Below are 22,575 nucleotides of genomic sequence, written 5' to 3'. Positions count from 1 at the left end.
TATCAAATTTGAAAAATTATTATCTAAATTAAATCTAAATTTTCTTGTCAGATCAGAGTAATCAAACTTACTTAAAGCACAAAATTTATTACAGTCTCCCCAAATTTTCTAGTTATTATAGTAGAAATGCAGGCTCCTATCATAAATGCTATTATTATAAACATTACTTTCATAAAAGCTTTCAAATCCCCCTTAAAAGCCCAGTAACCTAATGCAGCTCCACGTCCTGACATAAAAGAAGATCTTTCATCTAAAAAAAGTTTTACTCCAACTGTATCAATCCAACCTGCCATTGTTGTGAGAATAAAACCAACTACATTAATTTGTGTTAATAATTTAACTTTTGATTTGTCAATCATAGCCATGTATCCTTTCATATATAATTTTGGTCAACTATATATCTTATAATATAAGATATAAAATCAAATGTCTAGGACACAGCCATATCATTATAATCCAGTAAAAAACTCCCTCAATTTCAAATGAGGGAGTTTTATTTATATACCTAAAACTTCTTCTACCGGTGTATAAGTCATATCAAATGCTTCTGCAACTGATTTATAAACTATTTTTCCTTCTAATACATTAGCACCTTTTCTTAATGGTTCCTCATCAATAAGAGCTTGTCTCCATCCTTTATTTGCTATTCTAATAGCATAAGGTAAAGTAACATTTGTTAGAGCGAGTGTAGAAGTCCTTGGTACAGCTCCAGGAATATTTGCTACTGCATAATGAATTACATCATGTTTAACAAATATTGGATCTGCATGAGTAGTTGGATATGTTGTTTCCATACATCCACCTTGGTCAATTGCTACATCTACTAAGACACTGCCTGGTTCCATTTGTTTAACCATTTCTTCAGTAACTAATTTTGGTGCTTTAGCTCCTGGAATCAAAACTGCCCCTACTACTAAGTCTGCTGTTTTTACAGCTTGAGTTAAGTTATAGTTGTTGGAATATAAGGTTTCTAATCTTCCCATGAAGACTTCTCCTAAATATCGAAGTCTATTGATATTTATATCAAGAACTGTAACTCTAGCACCAAGACCAATTGCTCTTCTGATGGCACCAGTACCTACGATGCCTGCACCTACGACAACTACATGAGCAGGAGGTACTCCAGGAACACCATCTATTAATAGGCCTTTTCCACCACGGGTTTTTTCTAAGTAGATTGAACCTTGTTGAACTGCCATACGGCCAGCTACTTCACTCATTGGAGTAAGTAGAGGAAGAGATCTATCTGGGTTTTGAACTGTTTCATAAGCAATTGCAATAGTTCCCGAATCAACTAAAGCCTTTGTCAGTTCTTCTTCTGCAGCTAAATGTAGGTAAGTAAATATGATAAGGCCTTCCCTGAAATATTTATACTCAGATTTAAGAGGTTCTTTAACCTTAATTATCATATCTGCTTGCTTCCATACTCTAGAAGCTTCTGGTAGGATTTCTGCTCCTAGAGCAGAATATTCTTCATCAGAAAAACCTGCTCCCATTCCTGCATTAGCTTCTACTACAACTTTATGGCCAGCTCTAACTAAAGCATCTACGCCAGCAGGAGTAATAGCCACTCTGTTTTCCTGCTCTTTTATCTCCTTCGGTACTCCAACAATCATTGGGACATTCCTCCTTAAAATATTATTCATCTATTGTACTATATTCTATCATATTTTGTAAAAAATTGCACGTTATATAAATAAAAGGGAAAAATGTGAAAAAATTAACAAAAATAAAAGACTTAACTTCTATGATATAATTAATATATATTTACACATAATAGGAGGGACAATAATGGGCAAAGGCTACATTCATGTATATACTGGCAATGGGAAAGGGAAAACAACAGCTGCTTTGGGTTTATCTATTAGAGCTATTTGTGCAGGGAAGAAAGTATTTTTTGGTCAATTTATTAAAGGAATGGACTATAGCGAACTAAAAATTGACAAATATTTAACAAATATTACCATAGAACAATTTGGGAGAGATTGTTTTATTTATAATGAGCCTACTAATGAAGATATTGCATTAGCAAGAGAAGGATTAGAAAAGTGCGGAAAGATATTACAAGAAGGTGAATATGATATAGTGGTTTTAGACGAATTAAATATAGCCATATATTATAGACTATTTACTTCAAAGGAAGTCATAGAAATCCTCCAAGAAAGGGCTCCTCATGTAGAAGTGATAATAACAGGTAGATATGCAGAGGAGAGTATAATTGAATTTGCAGATTTGGTAACTGAGATGAAGGAGATAAAACATTATTATAATAATGGAGTAGAGGCTAGGAAGGGAATAGAATGTTGAATATTTCATTTCTAAATAATGTTATACATCATAAGACCTATAGTATTAATGGCAAAATTAGCAAACATATGGACTAACCAGGAGTTATATAGGTTTTTGTTTTTTTCATCTAACCAATTAAATATTATGCCACCAATAAATAATCCAGTTAATGCTACAATAAACAGTATAGGATCAAACCAATTGGATAATATGGCCACATGATAAATGGAAAAAGCAAAGCCACTTATTAAGTAAGCTTTATATCGGGTCATAGTTTCATTAAGATTTAAAAACACAAATCCCCTAAAGAAGAATTCTTCTAATAAGGAATTGATAAAGGATATATAAAGAGCTACATAGATAAAATTCTTTTTTGATACATTAAGGTTTTCTGATAATATATTTTGTATATTAACTAGATTAATAAAACCTCTTAATATGAAATAAGCCACTATTATTATCAAATATACTCCTAAACCTAGTATTAAGGATTTAATAATTTCTTTTTTTGATTTAATTTTAATAAAATCAATCAAAGCTATTCTATTGTTTTTGATAGAGTATATAGATGGCACAACTAAAAACAATAGAATTTTTATTATAGATTTTACAAAATATCCTGGTTGTATATAGGAATCCACAATAGCCATAGATATTATCGATAGAATTGTTATAAAGATTAAGTTGAGATTATTTTTTTTACTCATTTATACTCCACCTTTGCTGTTATTAATATTTCAAACTATTATAACATAACATAGGATAGAAAATATATAGAACCTTAAATTAGGTTCTTTTTGTCTGGACAATTTTAGCTAAAATATTATTACATTTTTTGCAGTACTTTTATTTTTATTTCCGTTATAATAAATAGTTGTAAAAAAAACAACATTAGAGGTGGATTAAATATGGCAAATAATCATGTAATATATATTTTACTTACTCATAGCGGTTCTTTATTATCAAAATGTATCAATATATATACAAAAGAACCCTATACTCATGTTTCAATTTCATTGGATACTAATCTTAAGGAGTTATATAGTTTTGGTAGATTAAACCCTTGTAACCCAATATTTGCTGGATTTGTTAAGGAAGATGTAATAAATGGAACATATTCTAGATTTCCAGAGACAAAATGTGCTTTGTACTCTTATTATATTAATGATATCCAATATATGAGGTTAAAAAATGAATTATTTAAGTTTAAGATAAATAGGGACAAGTATGGTTACAATCTATTAGGATTATTTGGTGTATTATTAAATGTTCCAATAGAAAGAAAACATAATTATTTTTGCTCTCAATTTGTGGCTACATTACTAAATAATAGTGGAATATATCTATTTGTTAAACCACCAGCTCTTGTGTCTCCTAGGGATTTTAGAAAATGCAAAGAATTAAACCTAATATATGAAGGACGTTTAAAGAGATATAATAGTATAATGGAATCATATTGCCAAGTTTATTAGTTTTTTTGCAGTACTTCTATTATTTATTACGTTTATATTAATAGATGGGAAAGGAGGGGAGGTATGGATTTAGATAAGGAATTGATAGAACAGACTCTATCTGGCAACAATGGTGCATTTGAAAAAATAGTAGATAAATACAAAGGATATATATTTGCTATTATTTTAAATTTTATTCGGGATTATAATGAAGCTGAAAATATAGCTCAGGAAGTTTTTTTACAGATCTATATTTCCCTTCCAGAATATAAACTTGATAATTTTAAAGGATGGATTGGTAGGATTGCTACAAATAAATCCATAGATTGGAAAAGGAAAAAGAAGGCTAAATTTAATGAACAGGTAATGGAAAACACTGAAATAGTAGTAGATAGAGAAGGTCTATCGGAATATAAAACACCAGAGGATATATTGATAGAAAAGGAAAAAAGGGAAAGAGTCCAAAGGATATGTAAAAGGATACCCAATATATATGAAGATGCAATAATAAAGTTCTATTTTGAAGAAAAATCCTATGAAGAAATTGCAAGAGAAGAAGGGACTACTGTGAAAACAATAGCTTCAAGGCTTTATCGAGGACGTAATCTACTAAGAGAGAAATGGAGGGAGGAAAATGATGAAACATTATGATGGTATAGAATGGATTTTCTATAAGGAAAAAGTTCTTTCAGATGAAAAACAATTAGAAATGGAAGAACATTTATATACATGTGATGATTGTATGGATATTTTTCTTTCTCTCATAGAAAAAGAAGAAGTGGATAAAGCAGAAGAATCCCTTTCATTAGATTTTACAGCTAATGTAATGGATAATATTAAAAATGTACAGTATAAACCAAAGCCTAAAGTAAAAAAACCTGTTACCAGATCTAGAGAAATATTTACTTATTATGTAGCAGTGGCTTCAGTGGCTATAATTTTGACTTTAGGAGGGCTTTACAGTGGATTAGTAGATATGGTACCTCGTGTTGGTATGTCAACTGCAATAAAACATAATATAAATGCACCTAATATAGTAGCTGATATATCTATAAAGATAGTTAACAGAACATCCAATTTTATTAATAGTTTTGAAATATCTAGTTGTGAGGAGGAATTGAAATGAAAGAAAAAAGTAAATTTATAACTTTTCTATTGTCCTTTATACCTGGATTATCCCATTTTTACTTAGGGTTTGCCGATAGAGCTGTAATATTTCTCATGGTATTCTTTGGAGCAATAGCAGGTGTAACAGGATTGGCATTTATCACATATAATGATGCACTTTTCGCATTATTAGCCTTTGCATTGCCATTAATATGGCTTGTTGCATTGTTAGATGCTTTTTCTTTAAAGAAAAAATTTATATCACCTGAATACTATGAGGGGGATAAAGAAATGAATAGCAAAAATATTTATGAAATAAAAGAATCCAATAAAAAAACCATTACAATGGCCTTATCCATTATACCTGGTGCAGGTCATATGTACCTAGGCTATCAGAAAAAGGGATTAGCTATTATGGGAGCTTTTTTCTTCACCATATTTTTTATGGGATGGTTAGGTTTATCATTATTTCTATTTGTGCTACCTTTAATTTGGTTTTACAGCTTCTTTGATGCATTACATTCTTTTAATGAGAATGATGCTAAAAAAGAAGAAATTACCTTTGCTTTACCTAATATTAAATCCCAATGGATAGGTTGGGGACTTATTTGTATAGGAATATTGATTGTCATTGAACGTATACTATATCCTTTGATTCCCTATCAAATAAGGAATTATATTCAAACTTCAATAGTAGCTATAATATTTATTGCTGGAGGTATTAAACTTTTAGGTAAAAGTAAAAAGGAAGAAGTAGATGAGGATGGTGAAGAAGTATGCAAAAAAGACGAGTAGGAACAATTTCAATGGCTCTTGTTTTAATTGCCTTTGGAGTTCTAATATTCATATCTCAAATAAATAAAGTATCTGCAGTGGAATTAGGATTAAAATTTTGGCCCGCTATATTGTTTTTAATAGGTGGAGAGATACTTTGGTATAGTTACCGGTATAAAGAGGAAGATATAAAGATAAAATATGATGTATTTAGCATATTCATTGTATTAATCATAGTTGGTATAAATCTAGCAATCTATGGTCTCATTGAAACAGGTATGATGGATAGGCTTAATACAATGGTGTCATCCCAAAATTTTAGTTATCAAATTCCCTTTAATGAGGTAGAAGTAGATGATGATATTCAAAAAATAGTCATAAATGCTCCCAATTATTCTGGTTTAACCCTAAGGACTGAAAAGAATAATAAAATTGGCTTTACTGGTTCACTGGATATTACAACGGATAGAGAAGATAAGGCTAAAGAATTGTTAAAGGATGAATATATAATGAGCAATAAATCAGGAGATACTCTATATATTTCCTTTGCAGATAGATCCTTTAATAATAATGGACCCTATAATGTTCATCCCTATGATTTTAGTTTAATAATACCAGAAGATAGAGAGGTTGAAATTAACGGAGGTAATGATTTACAATTAATAGCAGATAGTATTAATAAGGATTGGATTATAGACAATGTCAATAGAACTAAAATTAGATTAGGTAAGGATATGGATTTAAAAATAACTGCTTCTGTAGTTAGCCAGGAAATGCTAGGTGGAAATGTAAAATGGAATATTACAGAAAATAACAATGAAGAACTTTCCAATGCCAAAGGTGAGTTAGTCTACGGCGATGGAAATAATAAAATAAATATATTAAATTCTGATGAAGTGGTAGTAGATGAATTGGAATAAGACAAGGGGACGGTTCTCTTGTCTTATTTTATATAATACACAATTGTAGGATTATGGGTTATAATCGGACGACCACAGGTCGCCCCTACAATGTGGAGTTATCAATATGTAGGGGCGGTCTTTGACCGCCAGATTAATGACGCATTATCTATAAAATGCGACAATAATTATCAGTTATTTCCGACCCCGCATATGGGGAATGTGTTATCATAATGATACGAGAATGAAATATAGATAAGCCAAGGGCTTTAAAATTCAACCCTAATAATAGCTTTAATGATTTTATAAAAATTATATATGCTTTTTTGCAATATTATATTTTACCGTTAGAATTTAAAGGCTATAGATTGTTTTGAAATTTTTTTAAAATTAATTGTAAGATAATTGGAGTTCATGCGTCCTATATATAGGAGGTGAAAAAGTGACCGAATTAGAAAGCCTATATAGAGCTTATTTTCAAGATGTATATCTTTATATATTGAGTTTATCAAAGGATGAGCATATTGCTGAAGATATTACTTCTGAAGCTTTTATAAAAGCTATTAAATCTATTGATACTTTTAAGGGAACTTGCGATATTAGAGTGTGGTTATGCCAAATTGCAAAGAATTGTTATTTTTCATATTTGCGAAAAAATAAGAAGTTTATCTTTACAGACAAGGAATCGGATCATGCAAATGAACTTAATATTGATCAATTAATTATATCTAAAGAGGATTCAATGAAAATCCACGAAATTTTACATAAACTTAAGGAGCCATATAAAGAAGTGTTTTCATTGCGTGTCTTCAGTGAGCTAAGTTTCAAACAAATAGCATCTCTATTTGGGAAAAGTGAAAATTGGGCATGTGTCACTTATCACCGGGCTAGAAAAAAAATTCAAGAAGAAATGGAGGACTATTAATGAAGATTACATGTGATGTAATTGAAGATCTATTGCCTTTATATGTAGAAGGGCTTATAAGCGATGATACTCGAATTCTTGTGGAAGAACATATTAATACATGTATAGACTGCAGAAAACAGTTGGAAGCTATTCAAAACCCTAAGAAAATTCCAATAGATACTAATCTAGAGCCATTTAAAAGGGCGGAAAGGAAGCTTTTTCGGGAACGAATTCAAATAATTGCTTTAACTATTGTTTTAGTTTTGGTAATTGTAATAACCAGTATGGCCTATCTTACATCTCCCAAATATTTGCCTTATTCTAATGATATTATATCTTTAACTGAATATGAGGACGGTAAAGTTATTATTGAATTTGATGATGAAGTAACTGGATATGATATTAACCGACATGTGGCAGAAAATAAGGAGGGTTATGTCTATCATTTAACTACTTGGAACACTATTTGGAGTCAACATATTTTTAAGAATAATGCACAAAGTATAATATTGAATCCAGATGGGAAGGATGTCGTAGCAGTATACTATTATTCTACTGATGAAACAGGGGACATTTTAATTCATGGGAAGGATTTACTCAGGGGTGGTGGGGTAGTTACTTTACCTAGATTAGTTCTTGCATATTATCTTATGTTAGCTATATTACTGTCATTTTTCTTTGGAATTTTACTTTTTATGTATAGTAAGGAAGCCAAAAGAAGATTTGTATTGGAAAAGATTTTGTTATTGCCTATATCCTATATCATTGGACATTTTTGTATTAAAGGTTTTACAACTACTTCATATTCAGCACAGCGTGATTTCTTCGCAATTTTATTGTTAATGATTCCAATTTATTGTTTATTTTTGCTTGCTATTAATTTGTATAGGAAAAGAAAGAAGAAAAGATGATTACCCTTTGAGGAAATCTCTGAACTGGACTGGGAAGCCTATAGAATAAATGTAGAAGACTGTGAAAAAAGAGCAAAATATTTTGCTCTTTTTATATGACTATAGATTTATTGAAAAAAAGAAGGAGATAATCAATCTGTATGGAATATATAGGTATGAGGGATTATAACATAAAGGGGTGGCTACTATGACGGAAGGTACTACTCATAGTAAGTTAAATAAAAAGCTTTTTATAGAGATAAAAAGATATATAGAGGATAATTATGTAGAAGAACATGAATCTATTATACATTATAAGCTAAAAGATCGTGTAGAACTACCGGTGTATGAATTGCCAAAGGAAAAGGTTAAGCGTAGTCTAGCGGATGTAGTGGAGAATTTAGGTGAATCTTTTTCTCAAATGTTATTAAGACTTATAGACGAGAAGGGCATGACAGATGTGGAAACCTATAAAAAGGCAAATATAGACAGGAGACTTTTTTCTAAAATTCGAAGTAATAATAACTATAATCCTAGTAAGATAACAGCTATAGCCTTAGCCATTGCATTAGAGTTAAATTTAGACGAAACCTGTGATATATTAAGCAAAGCTGGATATGCATTGTCCAATAGCAATAAATTTGATGTAATTATTAAATATTTTATAGAAGCAGGTAATTATAATATATATGAGATAAACGAAGCATTATATGCTTTTGACCAGAATACATTAGGGGTATAATTGTCGCTTTCAAAGGGACCAATTATACCTTTTAACTTGATATCCTTTAATCAATAAATTAAAGGAGGAATTAAGATGAATAAAAATATAACTGAATTGGTATTTATATTGGACAAAAGTGGCTCCATGTCAGGACTAGAAGATGATACGATAGGTGGCTATAATGCAATGCTTAGGAAACAGCAAAATGAGCCAGGTGAAGCCATTGTAACAACAGTACTATTTGATGATGAATATGAACTTTTACATGATAGAATCAATATCAAAGCAATCCAGCCTATTTCGGAAAAAGAATATTTTATTGGTGGCTATACAGCATTATTAGATGCTATTGGAAAGACTATTCACAAAATCCATAATGCTCAGAAGCATATGAAAGAGGACTATAAAGCTGATAAGGTTATGTTTGTAATCACTACTGATGGTATGGAAAACGCCAGCCGTGAATACACCTATGAAAAAATTAGAGAAATGATTGAAAGGCAAAAGAAAGAATATAATTGGGAGTTTATTTTCCTAGGAGCAAATATTGATGCTATATCTACAGCCCAAAAAGTCGGAATAAATGAAGATAGAGCAGCTAATTATCATGCAGACAGCGAAGGTACAAAACTCAATTATGAAGTAGTATGTGAAATAATCAATGATCTTCGTGCAAATAAATCAATCGACCAAAGTTGGAAAGAAAAAATTGATGAAGATTATAATAATAGAAGTAGAAAGTAAAGACCAAGCTACGGAATTGGTTTCGTGTGATAGAGCAGGGGCCTTTAAGTTCTATCCTTTTATGTTTGCTGATTCTACTAAAAGATGTGTTGTTATTGAACCTAGAAAAGGGGAATTGATATATTATGAAAATCCATATGATGTAATGACCAATTCACTAGGTTTTAAATCTCATGTTAGAAGACTGAATCAATTTTTAGATTTAGATAATCTTGAAGATTTTAACTCTGCTAAAGATTTGCCAGGAGGTTATGATCCTATTTCTAGGTCTATTAAAGCCTTTTATCTAACTAAAATGAATGTTAAATCCAATAGTTCTAAAGAAGCCCTTTCTAATTTTTATAATATAATGGTTGCAATGATTATGCCAAATGGGTTTGTTAGAAACAAAAAGTATAATCACACTACTTATACTAGATATATTTGTTCTTATGATTCAAAACATAAACTTCTAACTGTAAAATCTAATACTAATCCAACGGTTTATCAATTAGGGTTTGAAGACATAAAAGACAAGGATAAAAGACAAGCATTTTTTTTAGATACAGATTTTAACGTAGAAAAGTTTACAGGGGCGATAAATTGAATAGGTTAAAGAAACAGTATGTAATCATGGGTTAGGGAAATGGTATAATATACTTATTGTTACAAGTAGTTTCAAAGGAGTGGTATTATGAAATTTTTAATTCTTTTAGCAGGATGTGGTTTAGGAGATGGCTCAGCTATTGAAGAAGTTATCTTAGTTTATTATGCTCTGGATAAATATAGCATCAACTATTTGCCTGTAGCTCAAAATATAAATTTCACTACAGTAAATCATTATAAAAAAGAATCTAGTGAAGTTAGGAATGTATTATTTGAATCTGCTAGAATGGGGCGAGGGTTAATTCAAGACATAGAAGAAATTAACTATAATGATTATGATGCTTTAGTTATACCAGGTGGTAATGGGTTAATTAATAACTATCAAGATTCTAAAGTTATTTATGATTTAATTCAGAGTTTTCACCAAATGAAAAAACCAGTTGGAACTATGTGTGCAGCCATAGATTTGCTTCGTACATGGAAGGACCCCAATTTACTGAAAGAAGAGATAAAAACACTTAAGGCCAATGAATTTTGCTATAATGAATATTTACAAGTTTATTATACTCCTGCATTTAGAAAGAGTTCTAATATATATGAAATCCAAGAAGGCATTGATGAAATGGTACTATCAATGATAAAAGAGTTAAGAGAATAAAGTTTGGTTTATCTTATGGAGATAATATCATCAGATATAATAATAGACCCAGCATGGGAAAGTTTCTCCTTATTATTAATAATCGACCATGAAGCTTCCCATGGATTAAATATTTTACATTAAGACTATGTTTTTTACTACATTAGGAGAGGAACAGAAAGGATACTAAATGGAAAAAATAATTATTAACGATATAGAAATAGAATTAACCAAAAAGAATATTAAAAACCTTCACCTATCAGTCCATCCTCCAGATGGAAAGGTAAAAATATCTGCACCAAAAAACATGGATGATGATGCCATTAGGTTATTTGCCATATCCAAATTATCCTGGATAAAGAAACAACAGAAGAAGTTTAAAAATCAAGATAGACAGCCTGAAAGGGAGTTTGTATCAGGAGAAAGCCATTATTTTTTAGGACAGGGTTATATATTAAATGTGGTTTATACCAATAAAAGGCGTCAAGGGGTGAAGATTAGGAATAAAAAGTATATGGATTTATATGTTAGGGAAAACACCCCAAAATATTTGAGGGAAAGGGTAATGACAGAATGGTATCGTAAGGAATTAAAAAAGTTAATTCCACCATTAATAGAAAAATGGGAACCTATAATGGGTGTAAAGGTCAATGAATTCAGCGTAAAACTAATGAAAACTAGATGGGGAACTTGTAATCCTACTGCCAAAAGGATATGGTTAAATTTAGAGTTGGCAAAGAGGGACCCTATCTGTTTAGAGTATATAGTCGTACACGAAATGGTACATCTACTAGAAAGGTCTCATAATGAAAGATTTGTAGCTTATATGGATAAGTTTATGCCCAATTGGAGGGCATTGAAAGCAGAGTTAAATGGATTAATATTTTGATACTACTACATATGTCAAGGGGGTACTTTTTATGAGAAAAAGAGTGTATATCTGTATAAGTATTTTGTTATTATTACTATTTTTAGTTTCCTGCAATAGTCATATCATTTTAGAAGAAGCAAATCCTTATTTTGAAGGGCTAGCAAAAGTTAAAATCAATGGTAAATATGGATACATAAATAAAGAAGGGGAAATTGCTATAGAGCCTAAGTTCACTGAGGCTTCTATTATGTTTTTCAATGATGTTGCATGGGTAAAGGAAGGAGAATTTTGGGGAACTATTGATAAGACAGGTAAGTACTTAGCGGAACCGCAGTATGAAGAAATAATATCAGTTTCTAATGACATATGCATAGCTAAAAAATCCAATAGATACGGAGTTGTAGACAACAAAGGAAAAGAGATAATACCATTTGACTATGATTCTATAGAGCGTGAGGCAAATTTATTTATTGTTAAAAAAGGCAGCTTATTTGGTTGTGCAAATTTAGAAGGAGATATAATAGTAGAACCAGATTATGATATGGTTAGGGTCATTATAGAACCGGAAGTGAATATTATCAAAGTTGGGAAAGAGTACAAGTGGTTTCAAAATGATGATAGTTATAATGAATTTAAATTTGGATTAATGAGTATAGATGGTGAAAAATTAACTAATATAGAATATGCTTCTATTGATAATTTTAGTGAAGGATTAGCTCCTGTTAAGGTTCATGAAAAAATTGGATTTAAAACGGGATTCATAAATACTAATGGAGAAATGGTAATAGAACCACAATTCCATGATGCTTATCCATTTTCTCAAGGATTGGCTGCTGTAGAAATAGACGAAAAATGGGGATATATTGATAAGGAAAGCAATATTATAATAGAGCCAAATTTTGAATTTGCTGGACAATTCAATGAATATGACCTAGCAAAGGTACGGGTTAATGGTAAGTATGGGTATATTAACAAACAAGGAGAAATGATAATAGAACCGGTTTTTGAAGAAATAGTACATTTTGTCGAAGACCTGGCACCTATGGAATATAAAACTGATGAAGGATATAAATGGGGATATATAGACACTTCAGGAGATATAGTTATAGAACCTAAGTACAATGAAGCAGAGTTCTTCTATCGGGGAATTGCTAAGGTTAAAGTCGATGGTAAATATGGAATTATAGATAAAATGGGCAGAGAAATTCTTCCTCCAATATATGAAGAAATATTACAGTTTCCTGACGATAATTTTATAGTAAAAATAGGTGGCAAGATGAGCATTGTAAACAGAAATGGCGAAGAACTAACTGAAGAATCTTATGATAGAATAGCAGGCTTTGAAACTGAAGGATTGATTGCTGTTAACGAAGAGGGCAAATGGGGTTTCATAGATAAAAATGGAAAAGAAGTTATAGCTCCCAAATATGAAGAAGTAACTTATGTTAGGGAAGGTGTGGCATTTGCCAAGCTTAAGAATAAATGGATATGTATTGATAAAGAAGGCAATAAAATATTTTAGTATAAAAAAGGAGTTAACAAAATGGCAAATCATATAAAATCTAATTATATACTTGAAGAAAAAATATCCATAGAAGGAATTCCAGCTATACTGTTTAGACCTAAAGAAAGAAAGGGATTAATTCCTACAATAATTCTTTATCATGGATGGAGTTCCAATAAGGAATTACAACGAATGAGAGGATTCATACTTTCTACAGTAGGGTATCAGGTAATAATCCCAGATGCTGTCCATCATGGAGAAAGGAATCCACTTCAGAACTATGATATAGATGATGGTAGAAAGTATTTTTGGGATACTATATTTAGCAATTTGGAGGAATCTAAAAGTATAATAGATGAGATAATATTAAAATATAATGGAGATTCAGATAGAATTGGAGTAATAGGAAATTCCATGGGGGGATTTACTGCAGCAGGGGTTTATACTCACAATCCTAGTATAAAAGCTTTAGTAATATTTAATGGGTCCTGTGGATGGGAAAATTCTAACGAAATATTTAAGGAAATTTTTAAAATGACTAAAGATGAAGAAATAGAAGAAAAGATATTCCAATTAGACCCTATGCACAATTTAAATCTATTGAAAGACCGACCAATACTTCTATTACATGGAGATAGTGATGATTTAGTATCCATTGAAAGCCAAAGGATTTTTTACAAAAAAATTAAGCCAGTGTATAAATATGAGGATAGAATTAAATTTATTGAATATCCTAATCTAAACCATTTTGTCACTACCAATATGATGGAGGAGAGTATAGCTTGGTTTAATAAGTATTTGTAAAGAGATTAATATTTGCTGATACCTAATGAGGGTATAGAGGAAATAATGGGTATAATAAACTAAAGAAAATTTACTGGAGGGATTCTATGTTATTCGATTTAATTTCCCCAATATATGCCTTGTTTTTTGACCATCAGGTAAGGTATTACAGCGAAATATTGAATAGGATAAAAGAGGAAGTAGATATTACTCAATATAAAAGGGTATTGGATTTAGGGTGTGGTACAGGAGCTTTATGCTATGTTTTGCAAGGTTTGGGGATAGAGGTAGTAGGTGTAGACCCATCCTCGGGAATGTTAAAACAAGCAAAAAGAAAGTTGAAAGATACTCAAGTAGAATTAATAAAGATAAATCCAGGAGAAAGATTACCTTTTGAAGATGATAGTTTTGATTTGGCTGTTTCATCTTATGTAATGCATGGGTTAAAACCAAAAGAAAGAAAAGAATTATATAAGGAATTATGTAGGGTATCAAGAGAAAAAGTAATATTCCATGACTATAATCAAAATAGGTCATTAATAACGGATATAGCTGAATTCTTAGAAAATGGGGATTACTTTAATTTTATAAAGGTAGCAAAATCAGAAATGGAAAGACATTTTAAAGATGTTAGAGTGATAGATGTAGATAAAAAAGCTGCCTGGTATATTTTGAAACATTGTAATATTTAAGGAGGAACCTAGGCTCCTCCTTAAATATTATATTATCAAATGGATTTCATTTTTAGATGGATCAAATGTAATAATATTATTGTATTCAAATTTTACTTCATAGCCTAATTTAATTAGATTATCTATTGTATAATCCCTTTCTTTTTCATTTGGAAGTTTTATTGTGAAATACTTTATACCTACACTATCTTTAGAAGGAGGGGGTATTCCTATACCATTCCAGATATTAAATGCTATATGGTGATGATAATCTCCAGTTGAAACAAAAGTAGCCTGTCCTGGTATTTTTGTGATGACACGAAATCCTAATCCATCCACATAAAACTTTTCTGACTCCTCCAAATTAGATACATGAAGATGTATATGACCTATTATGGCTTCAGAAGGCATACTTTGCCATCTTTCATCCTTTGCTTCTTCCATTAGACTTTGTAAATCTAGCCTTTTAGTAGGCATTTTTAGCAAATCATTCTCCCATTTCCATGTACCAGTTGGAGTATCAGCATAGACTTCAATTCCATTTTGATCTATATCTTGAAGATAGATTGCTTCGCTTATTCCGTGGTAAGAAGCGCCCATAAGTGGATATTCTATATCTTTAATATGTTTTAAAAATTTTCCTAACTCTTTCCTATTAGGCAACAACAATGCTAAATGGTATAACCCTGTTCTCTTTATTTCTTTTGACATAACATTTTCCGGTTGTTCTAATATTATCAAAGGATTTACCCCATCTGCTGACAGGCTAACTTTTCTTTTTTCCTTATCAAGGGTTTTAAACCCCATTATTTTTTCATAAAATTCAATAGAGGCATCTAAATTTTTAACTTTTAAGACTATCTGATTAACATATTTGTTAGGGCTCCTGTGAAAAGTCGACATAACTTTATCACCTCTTGAAATATATTATTTATTTGATTGATACCCAGGGAAAAAGATATAAACTCACAAAACAACATAGAAAATAGAATATTATACTTACTGTGGATATTTAAGTATCCTTATTACTTAGATAAAAGTAATAATATAAGATTACTATATTGACAAAAATTACATATTATATTAAAATAGACTTATCAGTCTAGACCACATGGTCTAAAGGCGAAATAAGACAAAAGAACCGTCCCCTTGTCTTATATTTAATACTTGAAAGGAGTGGTATTTTGTATCTAATCAATAATTTAACCTTTAAGTATCCTAAAAATAAGGAAAATACTATTAAAGGAATTTCCTTTGAGATTAAAGATGGGGAAATTTTCGGGCTCCTTGGCCCAAATGGTGTTGGAAAGAGTACTACCCAAAAGATTCTTACAAAATTATTAAAAAGATATGAAGGAGAGATTTTGTACAAGGGAAAAGATTTAAAATCCTATAATCAATCTTATTATGAAGAAATAGGAGTAGGTTTCGAAATGCCTGTCCATTTTTCAAAATTAACAGCTGAAGAAAATATTAATTTTTTTAAAAAATTATACAAAACAAATATAGACACTGATAATTTGCTAAAAAGAGTAGGATTATACGAAGAAAAGGACAAAATAGTAGGCAAGTATTCAAAAGGCATGAAGGTCAGGTTAAATTTTGTAAGGGCTATGCTAAACAATCCAAAAATTCTATTCTTAGATGAACCTACCAATGGGCTGGACCCCTATAATGCAAGGATTATTAAGGAAATAATAAGGGAGTATAAGGAAGATGGTGGTACAATATTACTGACCACTCATCTGATGAATGACGTAGATGAATTATGTGATAGAGTAGCTTTTATGGCAGATGGAAGGATTGTAGAAATTGATACCCCTAAGAACTTAAAACTTAAATATGGAGAGAGGAAAGTTGATATAGAGTATAGGGAAGAGGAAGAAGTAATAAAAGAATCCTTCGATTTAGATAGTTTAAAGACAGATGAAAACTTTATTAATATAATAAAAACTAAGGATATATTGACCATTCATAGTAAAGAGATGACCTTAGACCATATATTTATCAAGGTTATAGGGGTGAATACTGATGAATAATTTCACAACTTTGTTATCTAGTGAATTACAAAGAATGAGAAGGTACAATATATTGACAGTAGGAATATTAGTGGCCCTATTGTGGGTAGCCATATTATATTTCACCGACATGGATGATATAACTGGCATGGTACCTTTAGTAGTATTCATCGATGCCACCTCTATGTCCATGGTATTAATTGGAGCTACCATGTTCTATGAAAAACAGGAAGGAAGTACAAAAACATTATTCGTTTCTCCTATAAGTAAATCCGAGTATATATTGGCTAAAATTTTTGCTAATGTTGTTTCCAATATTATTACGTTGGTACTTATATATGCCTATGCAAAAATTTTCAAGGAAATTAATTTAAACTTTTTTGGATTATTAGGTGCCTCCATATTGATTTCATATTTCCATTCCTTAATTGGATTTATATTGACCTATAATACTAAAGATTTTACAGATATGTTGATGAGTATGATGAAATACTTCTTTATTTTTGCAACACCAGTTATACTGGAACAAGTAGGATTAATAAAAAACAAAACTATTGAAAAAATTTTATTTTTAATACCTACTAAACCTTCTAATATACTACTACAAGCTACTGATGGAGGAGTAGAGACATGGAAAATTTGGTTTTCCATTATATATTTAATATTAGCTTCTTTGGCATTATTCTTTATAGTGTGGAAAAAATTTGATGATTTTGCTATTAAGGAAAGTGGTGAGTAATTATGTATAGTAGTTTTATAAAATCTGAAATGAAAAAATGGAGTAGAGATTCTATGACGAGATTTATGGCTATATATCCCTTTCTATTTGGATTTATTGGAAGATATCTTCTCCCTTGGATAGCTGATAAATCGGGTTTTAATTTAGAATTTTACGCAGATTTAATAGTCGTAATATTGATGTTAATAGTTCCTATATCCTTTGGAGCAATAATGGCTTTTTCCATCCTGGAGGATAGGGATGACAATATACTCACATCTGTAAAAGTAACTCCACTAAGTATTAATCAATTTTTATCCTTTAGGTTTTTCCTAGTATTGGTTTTAACATATCTTTCCACTGTGTTTATTATTTGGTTTTCAGATATTGGGAATATTCCTATAAAAAACATATTGGCTATTGCTTTTTTAGCCTCTTTGGAAGCTCCCATGTACGGATTATTGATTAACTCCCTGTCCAATAATAAAATTGAAGGATTTGCTGTAATGAAGGGATTTGGTATATTTATGATATTTCCCATTATAGCTTTATTTTTCATAGATAAAAAAGAACTATTTTTCTCCTTTGCTCCAGGATTTTGGGCAGCAAAATCTATTAGCAGTACTATAAGAGGTGAGGGAGTACACTATTTAAGTTATTATAAATATTATTTTATTGGGATTGTATATCTGGTATTGTTAAATATTATATCCTATAGATTATTTACTAAGAAAGTAGAAGTATAATTATGGTAGAAAGACACTGAGGTGATAGTATTGGACGAGAATAAAGAAAAATCCTTTGAAAAAAGAGATGAACTTGTAAATGTAGCTATGGTTGAATTTGGAGAAAAAGGCTATGAGAATGCCTCCCTTAATAATATTCTGAAGGAGGCAGGCATTAGCAAAGGAACCTTTTATTATCACTATAAGAATAAAGAAGATTTATATATGCATTTGATAGATATAATTGCAGAAGAAAAACTTAAATTTATTTCTGAGAGAATGGGTTCTATAGATTTTAACGATGATGTATTTGAAGTATTAAAAAGGTTGATGACTATGGGAATGAAATTCGCATATAAAAACCCTAATATAAATAAGTTCTCTCAAAGTTTTATTAAGGATGGTGGAACGCCAACTCATAATAAAATAATGGAGAAATACTATATTAAGCGAAAGGATTATTTGAACAATATTACTAGAAAATATGGTTTTCAAAGCATGGACTATATAGGTAATCTAATTGAAAGAGCTTATGAAAGAAATCAAATTAGAAAGGCCTTGCCTAAAGAATTTGTAAAAAGTATCATTAATTATTTATTTATGAGTTTACAACAAATAGTAAATTGCAATAGCTTGGAAGAATATGAATTAGCTGCCAACCATCTTGTGGATTTTATTCGGGATGGTATAGGGGAAAAATAGGATTAAAGAACTAGCCTTAGGGTTAGTTTTTTTTAATATAAACTCCTTGACATGAAGGCAAAACTCTGTTAATTTATAAAGAATAATATTAATCAAAATCTATAAAAATGATTATAAACAGGTAAGGATTTATTCTAATTGTGGTATACTATTGATAATGAAAAGATAAGGAGGAATTTCTGTGGAATTTGTTGGTGAAGGTTTAACTTTTGATGATGTACTTTTATTACCTGGCAAATCAGATGTGTTGCCTAGGGAAACTAAAATAAATACTTATTTAACTAGAAAAATAGAATTAAATATCCCTTTAATGAGTGCTGGGATGGATACTGTAACGGAATCAAAGATGGCTATTGCCATGGCAAGGGAAGGTGGAATAGGCATAATCCACAAAAATATGGGGATTGAAGAACAAGCTTTAGAAGTTGATAAAGTTAAAAGATCGGAACATGGTATAATAACAGATCCTTTTCATCTTTCAAGGCATCATGATGTTTCTGATGCCTTAGAGTTAATGGAAAGATATCATATATCTGGAGTACCTATAATAGAAGAGGATGGCACTTTAGTTGGAATTATAACTAATAGGGATATTAGATTTGAAACGGATACAACTAAAAAAATAGATGATGTAATGACTAAAGAAAATTTAGTCACAGGTACTAGGGAAACTACTATGGATGAAGCTCTTGAAACAATGAAAAAATACAAGATAGAAAAATTACCTTTGGTTGATGAAGAATATAAATTAGCAGGTCTAATAACTATTAAGGATATTGAAAAATCTATAGAATATCCTAATTCTGCAAGGGATAGTTCAGGAAGATTATTAGCAGGAGCAGCTGTAGGAGTTACCCAGGATATGATGGATAGAGTTACTGCATTAGTAAATGCAAAGGTAGATATTGTGGTAGTGGATACTGCTCATGGTCATTCTTTTGGAGTACTTGAAGCGGTTAAGAGGATTAAGTTAGAATATCCAGATTTACAAGTAGTTGCAGGAAATGTAGCTACAGCTGAAGCTACTGTAGATTTAATCAAAGCTGGTGCTGATGCCATTAAAGTAGGCATAGGTCCCGGGTCTATTTGTACAACAAGGGTAGTCACTGGTATTGGAGTACCTCAAATAACTGCTATTATTAATTGTGCTAAAGCTGCAAAGGAATATGGCATACCGGTTATCGCTGATGGAGGAATTAAATACTCAGGAGATATAACTAAAGCCATAGCTGCAGGAGCCAATATAGTTATGATAGGTTCCTTATTTGCTGGTACTAAAGAAAGCCCAGGAGAAGAAGAATTATATGAAGGTAGAAGATTCAAAGTTTATAGAGGTATGGGCTCAATAGGGGCTATGCAATCTGGCAGCAAGGATAGATATTTTCAAGAAGATACTAAAAAATTAGTACCAGAAGGAGTAGAGGGTAGAGTCCCTTATAGAGGACCTTTAGGAGATGTAGTTTATCAGCTTATTGGTGGTGTAAGGTCTGGAATGGGATATGTAGGAGCTAAAAATATTGAAGAATTACAAGATAAGGCTAGATTTATTAAAATAACAGGTGCTTCCCTTATAGAAAACCATCCACATGATATAAATATTACTAAAGAAGCTCCAAATTATAGTAGAAGATAGGAGGTCTAAAATTGATATTAATTTTAGATTTAGGCGGGAAGTTTAGTAGATTTTTAGGAAGAAGGATAAGAGAATCTAAAGTATATTGTGAAATAGTACCCTATAGCTATTCAATAGAAAGGATTAAAGGTAAAAGACCAGAAGGGATTATCATCTCTGGTGGAGAACCAAATGATGTAGTATCTATAGATAAATTGGATGAAGAAGTATTTAATATGGGGATACCCATTATGTCAATAGGTTATGGAGCAGATATAATGGCCCAGGTTTATGGAGGCAAAGCAACAGAACCTAATAATCATAACTATGATTATGAAACCATTAATGTAGATAGGGAGAGTCTTTTATTTAATGGATTAGAAGATGAGGTATCTCTATGGGTTAATAAAGAATATGTATTCAATACTATTCCCCAAGGCTTCAAACCAATAGCAAAGCAAAATGGAAATCTTGTGGCAGTTGAAAATCAAGAGAAAAAAATCTATGGGGTAAAGTTTCACCCAGAGATAGAAACTTCTCAACAGGGCAAAATTATAATAGATAATTTTTTATTTAAAATATGTACCTGTGATAAGAAATGGGATATGGAAGAATTTATAGAAGAAAGTGTAGATGAAATAAAGAAACAAGTAGGAAACAGGAAAGCATTATGTGCATTATCTGGAGGAGTGGATTCATCTGTAGCAGCAGTATTGGTTCATAAGGCCATTGGGGATAATCTAGTATGTGTTTTTGTTGACCATGGCCTTCTTAGGAAGAATGAAAAAGAACAGGTGGAAAAGGTATTTAGAGATGAGTTTCATATGAACCTAATATCTGTAGATGCAAGGGAAAGATTCTTAAATAAACTTAAAGGTGTTGCAGACCCAGAACAAAAGAGAAAAATTATCGGAGAAGAGTTTATCAGAGTATTTGAAGAAGAACAGAAAAAACTTGAAGGTATAGACTATTTAGTTCAAGGAACCATCTACCCAGATGTTATAGAATCTGGAATGGATGGTAAGGTTACTGTAAAAAGCCACCATAATGTAGGAGGATTACCAGAGGATATAGATTTTGAACTAATAGAGCCTTTAAGACAATTGTTCAAAGATGAAGTTAGAGAAGTAGGTAGACTTCTAGGAATATCAGAAGAAATTGTAAGTAGGCAACCTTTCCCAGGACCAGGACTAGGTGTCAGAGTTCTAGGAGAAATTACAGAGGAAAAACTTGAAATATTAAGGGATGCAGATTATGTATTTAGAGATGAAATCAAAAAAGCAGGCTGGGACAAAAAAATATGGCAATATTTTGCCACACTACCTGATATCAAAACTGTAGGAGTATCCCGTGGTGAAAGGACCTATAACTATACAGTTGGGCTAAGAGCAGTAAATAGCGTAGACGGTATGACAGCTCAATGGATACAGATACCTTTAGACTTACTACAGAAAATATCAACTAGAATCACCGATGAAGTACCTCGTGTAAATAGAGTAGTATACGATATAACAAATAAACCGCCAAGTACGATTGAGTGGGAGTAGTGTGCATACATGAACCTATATAACAAAACACAGAACTATAGGGTTCTTAGATAGTTTTTGCTTCTAAAATGGAGTTATTACTAGAATATAAAAATTTAATCAGGTAATAAACACATAAAAAGGCCCTGAGTCAATTTAATTTGAATCAGGGTTTTGAGTTTTTTAAGAGCTTTTACTTGGTATAGCAATTAATTGTGTCATAATATATTCGCCATAGTTAGTGAGTGTCCAGTATCTATTTTTATCCTTAACACTACGATTTTTTTCACTTTGACATATTAATCCTAGAGCCTTAAATTGTATTTTTATTGTTTGATATCTATTTAGCCCCCTAACCGTTTTGGACAATCACACACGATTATAGTAAAATATAATCAACAGGAGGTTGCCAGAATGAGAAGCAAAAATACAAGATAT

General features: G+C 31.0%; 25 protein-coding genes and 1 pseudogene. 22 read left to right on the top strand and 4 right to left on the bottom strand.

What is annotated here, in order from left to right:
• Positions 1 to 71 precede the first annotated feature (71 nt).
• Both C3E90_RS03185 and ald read right to left on the bottom strand, forming a co-directional pair.
• Positions 72 to 359: a DUF1275 family protein gene (locus C3E90_RS03185; protein WP_236914146.1), complete on the bottom strand. Its 288-nt coding sequence runs from the start codon at positions 357 to 359 to the stop codon at positions 72 to 74.
• Positions 360 to 497: 138 nt separating this feature from the next.
• The gene (gene ald / locus C3E90_RS03180) at positions 498 to 1,616 is read right to left on the bottom strand and encodes an alanine dehydrogenase (protein ID WP_236914145.1); all 1,119 of its coding nucleotides are present in this window, start codon (positions 1,614 to 1,616) and stop codon (positions 498 to 500) included.
• A gap of 175 nt (positions 1,617 to 1,791) precedes the next feature.
• Between ald and C3E90_RS03175 the strand changes: the two genes are divergently transcribed.
• Complete coding sequence (locus tag C3E90_RS03175; RefSeq protein WP_236914144.1) at positions 1,792 to 2,307, top strand: cob(I)yrinic acid a,c-diamide adenosyltransferase; 516 nt, start codon at positions 1,792 to 1,794, stop codon at positions 2,305 to 2,307.
• 11 nt (positions 2,308 to 2,318) lie between these two features.
• Here C3E90_RS03175 and C3E90_RS03170 read toward each other — a convergent pair whose 3' ends face one another.
• Positions 2,319 to 2,996, bottom strand: a complete 678-nt coding sequence (locus C3E90_RS03170; RefSeq protein WP_236914143.1) for a CPBP family intramembrane glutamic endopeptidase — start codon at positions 2,994 to 2,996, stop codon at positions 2,319 to 2,321.
• A 201-nt stretch (positions 2,997 to 3,197) separates the two neighbouring features.
• On the opposite strand from C3E90_RS03170, the gene C3E90_RS03165 reads away from it, so the two are divergent.
• The 15 genes and pseudogenes from C3E90_RS03165 to C3E90_RS03095 all read left to right on the top strand — a co-directional run bounded on the left by C3E90_RS03165 (position 3,198) and on the right by C3E90_RS03095 (position 14,857).
• Positions 3,198 to 3,761 (top strand): hypothetical protein, encoded by a 564-nt coding sequence (locus C3E90_RS03165; protein WP_236914142.1) that lies wholly within the window; start codon positions 3,198 to 3,200, stop codon positions 3,759 to 3,761.
• A gap of 63 nt (positions 3,762 to 3,824) precedes the next feature.
• Entirely contained in the window at positions 3,825 to 4,391 is a 567-nt protein-coding gene (locus C3E90_RS03160) for an RNA polymerase sigma factor (protein ID WP_236914141.1), read from the top strand.
• Positions 4,375 to 4,866, top strand: coding sequence for a hypothetical protein (locus C3E90_RS03155; protein ID WP_236914140.1), 492 nt, complete (start codon positions 4,375 to 4,377; stop codon positions 4,864 to 4,866). The genes C3E90_RS03160 and C3E90_RS03155 overlap by 17 nt, the downstream gene beginning before the upstream one ends.
• Complete coding sequence (locus C3E90_RS03150; protein ID WP_236914139.1) at positions 4,863 to 5,642, top strand: hypothetical protein; 780 nt, start codon at positions 4,863 to 4,865, stop codon at positions 5,640 to 5,642. Before C3E90_RS03155 ends, C3E90_RS03150 begins: the two co-directional genes overlap by 4 nt.
• The gene (locus tag C3E90_RS03145) at positions 5,624 to 6,541 is read left to right on the top strand and encodes a hypothetical protein (RefSeq protein WP_236914138.1); all 918 of its coding nucleotides are present in this window, start codon (positions 5,624 to 5,626) and stop codon (positions 6,539 to 6,541) included. The genes C3E90_RS03150 and C3E90_RS03145 overlap by 19 nt, the downstream gene beginning before the upstream one ends.
• A gap of 421 nt (positions 6,542 to 6,962) precedes the next feature.
• Entirely contained in the window at positions 6,963 to 7,445 is a 483-nt protein-coding gene (locus C3E90_RS03140; protein WP_236914137.1) for an RNA polymerase sigma factor, read from the top strand.
• Positions 7,445 to 8,338, top strand: a complete 894-nt coding sequence (locus C3E90_RS03135) for a zf-HC2 domain-containing protein (RefSeq protein ID WP_236914136.1) — start codon at positions 7,445 to 7,447, stop codon at positions 8,336 to 8,338. Before C3E90_RS03140 ends, C3E90_RS03135 begins: the two co-directional genes overlap by 1 nt.
• Before the next feature lie 382 nt (positions 8,339 to 8,720).
• Positions 8,721 to 9,059: pseudogene (locus tag C3E90_RS13560) on the top strand (RNase III inhibitor); the annotation flags it as partial.
• A gap of 75 nt (positions 9,060 to 9,134) precedes the next feature.
• Complete coding sequence (locus C3E90_RS03125) at positions 9,135 to 9,785, top strand: vWA domain-containing protein (RefSeq protein WP_236914134.1); 651 nt, start codon at positions 9,135 to 9,137, stop codon at positions 9,783 to 9,785.
• The gene (locus C3E90_RS03120) at positions 9,754 to 10,371 is read left to right on the top strand and encodes a linear amide C-N hydrolase (RefSeq protein ID WP_236914133.1); all 618 of its coding nucleotides are present in this window, start codon (positions 9,754 to 9,756) and stop codon (positions 10,369 to 10,371) included. The genes C3E90_RS03125 and C3E90_RS03120 overlap by 32 nt, the downstream gene beginning before the upstream one ends.
• A gap of 87 nt (positions 10,372 to 10,458) precedes the next feature.
• A complete protein-coding gene (locus C3E90_RS03115) occupies positions 10,459 to 11,028 on the top strand; it encodes a DJ-1/PfpI family protein (RefSeq protein WP_236914132.1) in 570 nt (189 codons plus the stop codon).
• Between the two features lie 169 nt (positions 11,029 to 11,197).
• Positions 11,198 to 11,896: a M48 family metallopeptidase gene (locus tag C3E90_RS03110; protein ID WP_236914131.1), complete on the top strand. Its 699-nt coding sequence runs from the start codon at positions 11,198 to 11,200 to the stop codon at positions 11,894 to 11,896.
• A 31-nt stretch (positions 11,897 to 11,927) separates the two neighbouring features.
• Positions 11,928 to 13,400, top strand: coding sequence for a WG repeat-containing protein (locus C3E90_RS03105; RefSeq protein ID WP_236914130.1), 1,473 nt, complete (start codon positions 11,928 to 11,930; stop codon positions 13,398 to 13,400).
• A 21-nt stretch (positions 13,401 to 13,421) separates the two neighbouring features.
• On the top strand, positions 13,422 to 14,186 hold the full coding sequence (locus tag C3E90_RS03100) for an alpha/beta fold hydrolase (protein ID WP_236914129.1): 765 nt from the start codon (positions 13,422 to 13,424) through the stop codon (positions 14,184 to 14,186).
• 86 nt (positions 14,187 to 14,272) lie between these two features.
• A complete protein-coding gene (locus C3E90_RS03095) occupies positions 14,273 to 14,857 on the top strand; it encodes a class I SAM-dependent methyltransferase (protein ID WP_236914128.1) in 585 nt (194 codons plus the stop codon).
• Positions 14,858 to 14,884: 27 nt separating this feature from the next.
• Here C3E90_RS03095 and C3E90_RS03090 read toward each other — a convergent pair whose 3' ends face one another.
• The gene (locus C3E90_RS03090; protein WP_236914127.1) at positions 14,885 to 15,739 is read right to left on the bottom strand and encodes a VOC family protein; all 855 of its coding nucleotides are present in this window, start codon (positions 15,737 to 15,739) and stop codon (positions 14,885 to 14,887) included.
• A 281-nt stretch (positions 15,740 to 16,020) separates the two neighbouring features.
• Between C3E90_RS03090 and C3E90_RS03085 the strand changes: the two genes are divergently transcribed.
• The 6 genes from C3E90_RS03085 to guaA all read left to right on the top strand — a co-directional run bounded on the left by C3E90_RS03085 (position 16,021) and on the right by guaA (position 22,158).
• Entirely contained in the window at positions 16,021 to 16,875 is an 855-nt protein-coding gene (locus C3E90_RS03085; RefSeq protein ID WP_236914126.1) for an ABC transporter ATP-binding protein, read from the top strand.
• Positions 16,868 to 17,593 carry a fluoroquinolone export ABC transporter permease subunit gene (locus C3E90_RS03080; RefSeq protein ID WP_236914125.1) on the top strand — a complete coding sequence of 242 codons (726 nt, stop codon included), beginning with the start codon at positions 16,868 to 16,870 and terminating at the stop codon, positions 17,591 to 17,593. The genes C3E90_RS03085 and C3E90_RS03080 overlap by 8 nt, the downstream gene beginning before the upstream one ends.
• Positions 17,594 to 17,595: 2 nt before the next feature.
• Positions 17,596 to 18,318: an ABC transporter permease gene (locus C3E90_RS03075; protein ID WP_236914124.1), complete on the top strand. Its 723-nt coding sequence runs from the start codon at positions 17,596 to 17,598 to the stop codon at positions 18,316 to 18,318.
• Positions 18,319 to 18,348: 30 nt separating this feature from the next.
• Entirely contained in the window at positions 18,349 to 18,999 is a 651-nt protein-coding gene (locus tag C3E90_RS03070; protein WP_236914122.1) for a TetR/AcrR family transcriptional regulator, read from the top strand.
• A gap of 181 nt (positions 19,000 to 19,180) precedes the next feature.
• Positions 19,181 to 20,632: an IMP dehydrogenase gene (gene guaB / locus C3E90_RS03065; RefSeq protein WP_336513001.1), complete on the top strand. Its 1,452-nt coding sequence runs from the start codon at positions 19,181 to 19,183 to the stop codon at positions 20,630 to 20,632.
• On the top strand, positions 20,629 to 22,158 hold the full coding sequence (gene guaA / locus C3E90_RS03060) for a glutamine-hydrolyzing GMP synthase (RefSeq protein WP_236914147.1): 1,530 nt from the start codon (positions 20,629 to 20,631) through the stop codon (positions 22,156 to 22,158). The genes guaB and guaA overlap by 4 nt, the downstream gene beginning before the upstream one ends.
• The last annotated feature ends 417 nt before the right edge of the window (positions 22,159 to 22,575 follow it).

Origin of the sequence: Clostridium sp. Cult2 (genome assembly GCF_021655075.1) — a bacterium.
In the GTDB taxonomy this organism is placed as follows: domain Bacteria; phylum Bacillota; class Clostridia; order Tissierellales; family Tepidimicrobiaceae; genus Schnuerera.
Note: the sequence above shows the minus strand (reverse complement) of the source record. Positions and strands in the feature narration are given on the sequence as shown.